Genomic DNA, 7,699 nt, shown 5'->3' with positions numbered 1-7,699 from the left:
CATTCACATTGAAGTCGGGAGACCAATGCCCCAACTCAACCCGACGCATGTTAAACGCACGGTCTGTATCCTCTTGCGAAAGCACACCTATCTCTGGGAAATCCAGCATAAGTTGTAGCTGCCAATCCATTCGGTTTGCTGCCATACTGATGCCAGCACCTTCGGGATCGGCGTTGGCGTGATACCATCTCTCTGCCTCTATAAACATAGGATAAACTTCGGTGAGCGGACGATTCGGATTATATTTCTCCAAAATCTCCCCAGTGATCTGATACATTCTGGAGCGGATTTCGGGGGCAAGTTCCACCGCATAAACATTAATCAATTCGGGGGGCATTGCAAATGTTCGGGAACACCATCGGCAAACAGCGGATTTGAGGATTTACTTGTGGGATTGACGAAATCCGCCAAGAGTTGAGGCTTTGGCAGAATAGATGTGCTTTCCGCGGGAGTTGGCGGTGCTTCCACTGCGGAGACCTCTGGCGGTTGTGAAACTTCCGCAGGCGCGTGCGCGGAATGCGGTTCAGCGTGCCACACGTCACCATGCCAATGTCCGCTTTCAGCAGTCTCCCCGGGCGGTGGTGGTTTCGGTTGTTTTTCAACTTCTACCCCTTTGTCAATCCTGATGGGTTCTTGCTTGGCAGCCTTGCGTCCGTAAAACAGACCGCAGCCCATCAAAGCAATCAAGACAAACACCGTGAGGGGGAGCCAATACTTTCGGATAAACATATTTTTCTCCTTTCGGTTGTTCGCCGCGCGTGTTTATCTCCTGTCCGCATCGGGACAAGTGATCGGTTGACACGGCGGCGGTTGTATTTCAGGGTGACAGATTTCGGGAAACGGACGACAAGGTTCGTCCGTGGCACGTGCAAGGTGCAGCGCGATGCTGAATGTCGCCACGACGAAGAAAAGCGCGATGGGGACCCACCGCAAGAGGCGTGTTTTCATGTTAGGCACTCCTTTTTTAGGGGCTGGTCCCTACAAAATAACATGCAACGGAAATCGTTATCTGCTACAATAGAAACCAGCGTTGTCATACTTGATCTATGGCAGTGCTACGCGTGGCAGGTGATGGTAACACCTGCTGCGCACCCCGGAAACGGGGAGCTGCCCCTGACGCGATCCACGCGGTGTTAGCGAATATGCTTCAGCATGAAATCAGCGTCATAAATAATTATACAAAAAAACGAAAAAATTGTCAAATTTTAAATTATGCTAACTATAACTAACTTACCGCGCAGCTGGCGAAACACTTTCCAAATCCTGCCCAATTTTACCATTTTTTCAGGGGTCCCTAATGAAGTTTGCGAAAATAAATCAGTCCTGCGGTGAAACCCAACGCTTTTCTGTGTGCTTTCTTGAGATGTAGCGGTCTAAAGTTGGGTTTCACTGTGTCTTTGAGTGTATCTGAGAGGTTTTGGTGTTTGGTATGTTTCTGAGCCAGATTCATTTGCGGAATCACAGCAGGCGCGGCGTTAAAATGTAAGGGCGGGTACCTGTACCCGCCTACTCATAATGTCTGATGTGCAGCCTAATCCATAGTATCAACCGCGAGATCCCATAACAACACAGTGCCATCCCAACTGCTACTCGCCAGTGTCTTCCCATCCGGACTAAACGCGACGCTCGTAACACCATTCCGATGCCCTTTTAGTGTCCGCAGCTGTTTGCCGGTGCTTACCTCCCACAACATCATGGTGTGATTACCACCGTCACTTGCCAGGGTCTTTCCATCCGGACTAAATGCTATGCTATAAATAAACCCATGCGCTTCCAGCGTCCGAATGAGTTCACCCGACAGTGCATCCCAAAAACGCACAGTACTATCCGCACCGCCACTCGCCAATATCTTTCCATCCGGACTGAACGCGACGCAATAAACATTAGTTTTATGTTTATCCAGCTTCAAAAGCGGATCGCCGGTATGTGCATCCCACGTGCGCACGGTACCGTCATGACTCCCATTTGCCAGTATCTTTCCATCCGGGCTGAACACTACACTTGTGAACACACTTTGATTCACGAACCTCGTCTTTATAGGTTTATCTGTTTTCACATCCAATGTTATCTCATTTATACGTTTCCCTGTTTGCAAATCCCACAAATAAATGAAACCCCTTGCATTCGCACTCACAAACTTTTTACCATCTGGGCTGAATGCAACGTAGCAAGACGTGGGCGTGCTTACAGGTTGGGACACAGCATTGCCTTCAAGCGGAGCCGGACGCACTGCCCCTGTTTCTACATCCCACGAAAACACGGTCTTGTTTGAACTGCCAGCTGCCACTGTTTTACCATCCGGACTGAATGCAACACTAACGGGAGAAAGCCACTCCACAACATTATCGGTCTGAAGAGACTCGCCTGTCTCCACATTCCACAAATGAACTTTATTATCCCAACCACCAGCCGCCAGTGTCTTGCCATCCGGACTGAACGCGATGCTACGGATAGTTCGGGTATGCGCTATCATCTTCCGAAGTTCTATGCCGGTTTCGACATCCAACAGATGCACGGTGTTGTGTCTGCTTCCGCTTATCAGCGTTTTACCATCTGGGCTAAATGCAAGGCTCCTGCTACCAAGCTTATCCCCCAACATTTGCAGGTATGTCCCCGTCTGCACATCCCAGAGATAGGTCATATTATAGGTTCCACTTGCCAACATCTTGCCATCCGGGCTGAACGCTACACTAAAGAGATCATTGCCGTTACGCTCACGCAACCTATGAAGAGATTCGCCTGTCTCTACATCCCACACACGGGTGGTCGTGTCTTCACTTGCACTTGCCAGCAACTTCCCATCCGGGCTGAACGCAATGTCATAGACTTTGTACTTATGTCCCATGAACGCGTGCAGCGTTTTTTCTGTCTCCACATCCCACAGACGAACGGTTTTGTCATGACTTCCGCTCGCCAATGTTTTTCCATCTGGATTAAAAGCGACGCTTGTGACACCCCCGAGATGTCCTTCAAGCGTGCGCAGATGTGTGCCAGTGCTTACCTCCCACAGCCGGATGGTCGCGTCCTCACTTGCACTCGCCAGCAGCTTCCCATCCGGACGAAACGCTACGTCTGTGATTTTATCCTTATGTCCTTGCATCGTCCAAAGTTCAGTGCCGGTGTGTACATCCCATACACTGACGGTTTTATCGTAGTGTGTACTTGCCAACAAGGTATCGTCCGGACTGAACGCGACGCTCAAAACGCTATCTATATGATCTGGCAGTATCCAGAGAAACTTTCTATCTTGAACACGCCGCTCACTCGAAACTCCACTTGTATGCTCTGTTAGTAGGTTGAGTGGTCTGTCGGTCTCTGTGTCGTATATCCAAATACCGATACTACACGGCACCGCCAAACGTTTCCCGTCGTGGGAGCTCGCGAAACCGCCAGTTATTGTGCCTCTACCGAACCGCGCTTTGGTACCTTCAGGTAATCCCCGCAAACGCCAAGCTTGTGTGTCTTGCGCGATAGTATTTTTCGGAACAACACACATCGCGAATCCAATCGCTAAAATCAAAATCAATGTGTTTTTCATGAGAAAGTTTCCTTTTCGGAGGGTGTTGTTTTTAAGTCATATCGTAACATGAATTGACGACAAAAAGTGGTACGATCGTTGGCTCTCGGCAATTGATGGTTGAAAACCGACTGCTGATAGCCATTGGCGGGTTTCACTTTGTGCTACCCAACCTACCGGGTCATATCCCACAAAGTTATGACACCACCGCACACGCTGACAAGTATTTTGCCATCCATAATAAATTCCAGATTTTCAACCCTACCATTACCTATGTCAAACATACGGAGCAGCTTCTTTCCACTTACATCATAAATCTTCATAATCCCTGCCGCATCCGCAGTCACAAGCAATTTACCATCGGGACTGAAGGCAAGGGTGATGATACCCCTCTTATGTGTGTGCGGAAATGGCTGCCGTTCGCCTGTGTCCACATCCCACAGATAGATATTCGGGTCATAAGCCGCAGCAGCGATTGTTTTTCCATCTGGACTGAAGGCGAGGGAGACGATGCCCCTTGTGGGTCCACGCATTACCCGCTTTTGTTCACCCGTGTTGGTATCCCATAAACGGACGGTCGTATCTTCGCTTCCACTGGCGATTGTTTTTCCATCTGGACTGAACGCGAGACTCTCAACCCATCCCTTATGTTCTTTGATAATTTTCGCCTTACCTGTTGTTGTATCCCATAGACGAAGAGTATTATCAAATCCGCCGGTGGCAAATGTTTTGCCGTCGGGACTGAAGGCAATACATGCGATCTGTGCCGTATGTCCTTTGAATGATAGTTTCGGCCTATCTATTTTCATGCCCCATAGGGTGGTATTGATTTCCGTGAGAATCCCATTCAAGTGTTTCGGTATATCTATTTTCATGTCCCATAAATAAGCGATCTCGTCGGTTTCCATCGTGGCGATTGTTTTTCCATCCGGACTAAAGGCAATATCTGCAGCACCCCTGGTGTGGATTCTCTTTACCAGTTTTGGTGATCTGGGCACTGTGATATCGAATAGATACGGGGTGTTAGACTCACTCAGAGCTGCGAGTTTTTTCCCATCGTGACTCAATGCGAATTTGGAGAAAGTGTCGTAATCATTTTCCACTGACAGCGTATTTTCACCGGTATTGACATCCCACTTACGTAGGGTGCCATGTTCGCTGCAACTGACGAGTGTAGACGAATCCTTAACGAAGACGACAGCCGAAATACGGCTTTGGTGTGCGGTGAGAATTTTGCGGAGTTTACCTGTGTTTGCATCCCACAAATGGATACGTCCGTCTCTACATCCTGCGGCTAAAAGTTCGCCATCCTGACTATAGGCGATACGCTCTATACCTGTCATATCGCCGGTAAGGGTGTCTATGTGTTGCCATGTTTTTGTATCCCACAGAAAGATGTTGCTGTCCCCACTGATACTTGCCAACGCGCTGCCGTCCAGACTGAACGCCATGTTTTTTACAGTATTAGTGTGTCCTTTAAGTTCGTGTTTGCGTTCCCCGGTTGCTGTATCCCAAATGGAGATAGTGTCCGGTCCGTCTCCAGCGGCGAGTAGCGTTCCATCTGGTGAGAACGCTATGCTGTGAATGAATGTTTCTTTCTCGTCTGTTCTCTGAAGTGTTCTCTCTAACTTTCCAGTTTTAGCGTCCCATATACGAGTGGTACTTTCTCCACTACCGATTGCGATTTTTCCCATTTCTGGGTCGTAGGTGAAGCAGATACCGGCGACAAATTCAATGTCTTGTAGTGCTTGTGAGAATGTATCGAGATACCAGATATGTAAGTAGTCAAAAGTATCGCTACGTGCGATGACGTTGATACCTGGGGGAAATCCGGAGTTATACAGCCTCGGAGTGTTAGGGATAACGCTGGTGAGTTGCAATGTTGTTGCATCGTATATCCAAATGCCTGTCCCACTGATGATGTCGATCCGTGTGCCGTCTGCGGAATACTGAACATCGCCAACTCGTCCTTTCCCGATCTGTGCTATGATGCCTTTGGGGGGTGCGAAGGTTTCTTGGGCGATAAGGGTGGATGTGCATAAAAGCGTTATCCAGAGTGGTATCAAGATCAAGGGTAATCTATTTTTCATAGGTGTGTTCTCCTGTATGATGTGTTATGAGTGTAGAATTGGGTTGTCGTCAAATTTGGCGGTGAATTGTTTGAATTGTGGATTATGCCAAAGCAACGTCGAATGTGCTTGGCAGAATACGCTTTTGGTATTCTGTATGATTCGTCGGCGCGTGCCTGCTACTGTTCAAATTTTAGGTCCCACAGATACACGATGCCACCATTTGAAATCGCTAACATCTTTCCATCCGGACTGAACACAACACTTTGTGGACCTACCCTTCCGCGATGCGCCTCAAGTATCCTCAAATGTTTGCCAGTGCGCACATCCGACAGCATCACAAAGCCATCATGAGATCCATGGGTCAGTATCTTTCCATCCGGACTGAACGCGATGCTATAGATAGATCTCCAATCCGCTTCTATCGTCCGAATCGGTTCACCCGACACCGCCTCCCATAAAAGTATGGTACTGTCCCGAGCAGCACTTGCAGCTATCTTTCCGTCTGGACTGAACGTTACACTATAAAGTGGTTTATCCAACGTCAAGAGCGGGGCACCGGTATGTCCATCCCACGTACGCACGGTGTCGTCATAACCTCCGGTTGCCAGTAAAGAACCGTCTGGACTGAACGCGATGCTATGGGCATTCGCCTGGTGTGCCTGCACCCTATTTATAAGTAGACCTGTTTGCATATTCCATAGATAGACATAGCCACCACCATCTACAGCTGCCAGCCTTTTGCTATCCGAACTAAATGCAACCCTTATGAACCCAAAAGTTTCTCCAGGCAGTGCGGGAAGTGCTGCACCCGTTTTTATATCCCACAAACTCACGGTCGAGTCATAACTTCCACTTGCCAATATCTTTCCATCCGGACTGAAGGCTACGTCATTAACAGACTTCGTATGCCCTTTTAGTGTCCGCAGCAATGCACACGTCTGCACATTCCACAGGTAGACATCATTATTCCCAGTGGCACCTGCCAGCGTTTTACCATCCGGGCTGAACGCGATGCTACGGAAATCCTGCGTATGCGTTACCATCTTCCGAAGTTCTTCGCCGGTTTCCACATCCCACAGCCGCACCGTGTCGTCCTCGCTACTGCTGATCAACGTCTTCCGATCTCGGCTAAATATAACATTCACGCGACCCAAGGTATGCCCAGATAACACCCGCAGCGGTTTCCCTGTCTGCACATCCCACAGCCGAATAGTATAGTCCCAACTCCCACTTGCTAACATCTGTCCATCTGGACTAAACACAACGCTTTCAATAGTGTTCGTATGCCCTTCCATTATCCGCAGCGATTCCCCTGTCTGCACATCCCACAGCCGCAACCTTTGGTCCCTACTTCCGCTTGCGAGTGTCTTTCCATCCGGATTGAATACTACGCTTTCTACATAAGACTTATGTCCTTCCAATGTCTGAAGTAATGTTCCCGTCTGCACATCCCACAGATGTAACATATTGTCATTGCTTCCACTTGCCAATGTCTTCCCATCTGGACTGAATACAACGCTATTAACAACCTTGCTATGTCCTTCAAGTGTCCGCAGATGAGCACCAGCTTTCACATCCCAGAGTCGAATGGTCACGTCCCAACTTGCACTTGCAAGTGTCTTGCCATCCGGACTAAACGCTACGTCTGTGATCTGCTGTTCATGTCCTTGCATCGTGTGTAGTTCTGTGCCGGTTTCCGCATCCCACAAACGGACGGTGCTGTCCACACTTCCGCTTGCTAAGAGAGACCCATCTGGGCTAAACGTTACGCTTATAACCCAATGCGTGTGTCCTGTTATCAGATCAAGGGCTTTGTCGGTCTCTGTGTCGTAGATCCAAATACCGATACCACTTGCGACTGCTAAACGTTTGCCATCATCGGAAATTGCTATATTGCCTTTTATCTCGCCTTTACCGATCCGTGCTTTTACGCCTTCGGGTAAGTGCCGCAAATGCCAATCTTGTGTGTCTTGTGCGATAGTGTTTTCGGGAATAACGCATATTGCCAGCCCAATCGCTAAAATTAGAATCAATGCTTTTCGCATGAGATTGTTTGTCCTTTTTCTGAGGGATTGTTTAATTGAGTCTGTAAAGATTGTTTAATTTCCAA

Annotated in this window: 6 protein-coding genes; all 6 read right to left on the bottom strand. The window is 48.5% G+C overall.

The annotated features are described in order from the left end of the window. Window positions 1-337: hypothetical protein (locus OXH39_01875; GenBank protein ID MCY3549179.1), on the bottom strand; the 337-nt coding region annotated here is incomplete at its 3' end. Next, window positions 322-729 carry a hypothetical protein gene (locus OXH39_01870; GenBank protein MCY3549178.1) on the bottom strand — a complete coding sequence of 136 codons (408 nt, stop codon included), beginning with the start codon at window positions 727-729 and terminating at the stop codon, window positions 322-324. The genes OXH39_01870 and OXH39_01875, both read right to left, overlap by 16 nt. A 33-nt stretch (window positions 730-762) precedes the next feature. Next, a complete protein-coding gene (locus tag OXH39_01865; protein ID MCY3549177.1) occupies window positions 763-948 on the bottom strand; it encodes a hypothetical protein in 186 nt (61 codons plus the stop codon). Window positions 949-1,531: 583 nt separating this feature from the next. Next, window positions 1,532-3,538: a PQQ-binding-like beta-propeller repeat protein gene (locus OXH39_01860; GenBank protein ID MCY3549176.1), complete on the bottom strand. Its 2,007-nt coding sequence runs from the start codon at window positions 3,536-3,538 to the stop codon at window positions 1,532-1,534. A 152-nt stretch (window positions 3,539-3,690) separates the two neighbouring features. After that, window positions 3,691-5,607 (bottom strand): WD40 repeat domain-containing protein, encoded by a 1,917-nt coding sequence (locus tag OXH39_01855; protein MCY3549175.1) that lies wholly within the window; start codon window positions 5,605-5,607, stop codon window positions 3,691-3,693. A 158-nt stretch (window positions 5,608-5,765) separates the two neighbouring features. Further along, entirely contained in the window at window positions 5,766-7,634 is a 1,869-nt protein-coding gene (locus OXH39_01850; protein ID MCY3549174.1) for a WD40 repeat domain-containing protein, read from the bottom strand. Between the last annotated feature and the right edge of the window lie 65 nt (window positions 7,635-7,699).

The sequence above is a fragment of the Candidatus Poribacteria bacterium genome (genome assembly GCA_026702755.1).
Classification (GTDB): Bacteria; Poribacteria; WGA-4E; order WGA-4E; family WGA-3G; genus WGA-3G.
Note: the sequence above shows the minus strand (reverse complement) of the source record. Positions and strands in the feature narration are given on the sequence as shown.